At 39.9% G+C, this 2814-nt stretch carries 1 protein-coding gene and 3 pseudogenes; 1 reads left to right on the top strand and 3 read right to left on the bottom strand.

Features of this window, described 5'->3' with window-relative positions; all coding sequences use genetic code 11:
• The 3 genes and pseudogenes from BGK49_RS11685 to BGK49_RS30615 form a co-directional block, all read right to left on the bottom strand.
• Window positions 1-949, bottom strand: a 949-nt coding sequence (locus tag BGK49_RS11685) for a leucine-rich repeat domain-containing protein (protein WP_277914765.1), incomplete at its 3' end; no start/stop codon positions are given.
• A gap of 392 nt (window positions 950-1341) precedes the next feature.
• Window positions 1342-1610: pseudogene (locus BGK49_RS26685) on the bottom strand (hypothetical protein).
• Window positions 1611-1718: 108 nt separating this feature from the next.
• A pseudogene (locus BGK49_RS30615) lies at window positions 1719-1900 on the bottom strand (IS1 family transposase); the annotation flags it as partial.
• Window positions 1901-2448: 548 nt separating this feature from the next.
• On the opposite strand from BGK49_RS30615, the pseudogene BGK49_RS11690 reads away from it, so the two are divergent.
• Window positions 2449-2727, top strand: a pseudogene (locus BGK49_RS11690) (transposase); the annotation flags it as partial.
• Window positions 2728-2814 lie beyond the last annotated feature (87 nt).

Raw genomic sequence — 2814 nt, forward strand, 5'->3', positions numbered from 1 at the left:
AGGTGTTGGCATGCTCTTCATGTTCAAAAGCATGCCATATCTGTGATACATCAGATTGTTTGTTTTCCGGGAACCATGCTGTCACGGCATCAGCCAGGGAGTGTTCTGGAGCGGAAATTGTGGCAGAATTTCCCATAGAGAAAAATATTCGAGGACCAGAATAATCTGGTTCGGTGGTTATTTGTTGTAGTGTACGCATGGTATGGCCAGACAGTGGATTACCTGCAACATTTACGAAGGCATTCTGAGCTAATCTCAGGACACTTTCCGGAAGTGTTGTCAGATTATTATTCATTAGCACAGCCCTGTTCATACTAAAAGGTAATTCCGGTAGTTGTTCTATAAAATTATTAGCCAGAGCCAGCCCTTCAAGCTTATCTGGAAAGGGGGGAATGCTGTCTAATCTGTTTCCAGAAACTACCAGTAATTTTAGTTCCGGTGGCAATAGTGGCAGAATATGCAATCGGTTATTATGAACCCGTAAATGAGTTAGATTTTCAGGAAGAAATGGTAATTCTTTTATCTTGTTATCACCCGCATTAAGCTCTTCTAACGTCTCGGGTAAGGCAGGTAAGCTTTCCAGTTGATTAAATTGAGCATGTATTACCTTAAGCATTGGTGGTAAATCAGGGAGATGTGTTAATAGGTTTTTTCTTATTTCTAGTGTTGTTATCTGAGGCGGTAAATCTGGTAATGTTTTTAAATCTAACTCAGATAAATTTAATTCTGCCTCTTGATTTTGCAAACATATTTTTAGCCTATTGAAGGCGATATTGCGTTGCTCGCCTGGGGTACCGTTCTTTTCCCATTCACTCCAGGCTTTTAAATAAAATTCATTACAAGATGGAGTCAGTTCCATAGGTAAAGGAAATGGAGTTGACGAGTATATATTGTTTATTTGATGCATAATACCAGAACCGATTGCCTGTATATTGGTTGATTTAATCATTATAACTAAAATTTCTTATCAACGATAAGAATTCTAGTGAAATAGAATATAGCTTATTAATTTTAAAACAGTTTGCTTTGTACCCTTTCTCCGGGTATTGCTTTCCCCCTAAGCCGTCTATGGGAAGGAGTCTGCTGTTATTCCTGAGAATGGTAATTCAGCCATAAAAAGGTATTTAAGGTCATTGCGTCTCTCCCTGTACTCGAATAATGGTGAAGAAAGCATGATGAATATATCACGATAACGTTCAGTACGTATCGAGGATAGATGGAGTTACTCCTCTCTGAAATAGAATTACTGCTCTATTTTTTTTCTGTTTTCAGAAGTTATTAGTAACAAACCCTGATATATTTTTTTTTGAAAATGGAGCTTAACCGAGTCTGAAATTAACTTCAGAAATCAGAATACCGTTGGCTTTGTTTTTCATCAATTCTGGCTTCATTTATCTTTGTCAACCATTGTATTTCTGTAGCTGTTAATTTCAACTTTTTCGTTCGGTTGGTAGCAGGTATTTGCAATTCGTATATGGCTGTTTTTGTTTATTAAAAACAGTACATCCATCTGTAGTAACAGTAGAAGATACTAATATAGTATTTGATACTTCAGGGATGATATTTTCTTGTTTTTTGGGAAGACAAGGGAATATAGTTTGTGTAAGCATATTACTTCCTTATGTTATATTTTGGTAAAAAATTTATTTTTTTACATTATAGTCGGCTAAATGAAGTTTACTGTAAAAAAACGATACTTTTTCGGGTGGCGCTTCCAATCAGTAGAATATGTGTTTTTCAATGAAGGAGCCGATGACTTTTCGTGGATTTCCACGGAACGCGAGAAGCAGATTGTTTTACGTGCCAGCCGCTTGATGCGGGTGCGGAGGGTCAGGTTGTTACGTTCAAGATATAGCATGTGCTGGATGAAGATCCCTTTTCTGGTCACCTGTTTATCTTTCGTGGCCGACGGGGTGACACTGTTAAAATGTAATGAACGCATCCCACACAATTAAACACGGAGTAGTATGATGGTTAAAAGGGTGAAACTGGCAGGTGTGGAGCCTCGCAGCTTTCCGGCATCATACTGCCCAATACGGGATGCATAAAGCGTCCTCAGACTGGAGACTCCACAAATGAAATATACACCGGTTGGCGTTGATATGGCAAAACATGTCATTCAGATTCACTTCATCAATGAGCACATGTCAGCGCCAGTGATATAAGACGGTAATGGGGATGCGGACGATTTCCTGGACTCTCAGAAGATGAAACATGTTTACTGAAGAACAAAAAATTTGCCCTATTGAGCTTTATTTCAAATATGGTAAGAAGCTTGAGGTGTACTGGCAATAGCGGACACCACCATTTGTTCTTTTTCTAAGCAGTCATCTGATAATATTTTATCCTGAAGGCTGCCGGGGAGATATTCCCCAGACGAGAGTTGAGGTAGCCTGAGTTTAACGGACACTCCTTCCTGAAATAGAATGGCATCAGAAGGAGCCAATAATGAGCAGAAAAACCCAACGTTACTCTACGGAGTTTAAAGCCGAAGCCGTCAAAACGGTTCCTGAAAATCAGCTTTCGATCAGTGAAGGCGCTTCCCGATTATCTGTTCCTGAAGGCACTTTAGGACAATGGGTTACCACTGCAAGAAAAGGGCTCAATACACCAGGCTCCCGCACAGTGGCTGAGCTGGAATCTGAAGTTATGCAACTGCGTAAGGCGTTAAATGAAGCTCGCCTTGAGCGAGATATATGTAAGCGTAAACTGACAGCCGTATGTAGCCATTAAGCCTGTATTGGTAACGTAGGTGCCCACCTTTTCAACTAGTGGACACCTGTTATGGAACAGAAAGCATTATCTGCAGAACCC

The sequence above is a fragment of the Shigella sp. FC1544 genome (assembly GCF_001722145.1).
GTDB lineage: Bacteria > Pseudomonadota > Gammaproteobacteria > Enterobacterales > Enterobacteriaceae > Escherichia > Escherichia coli.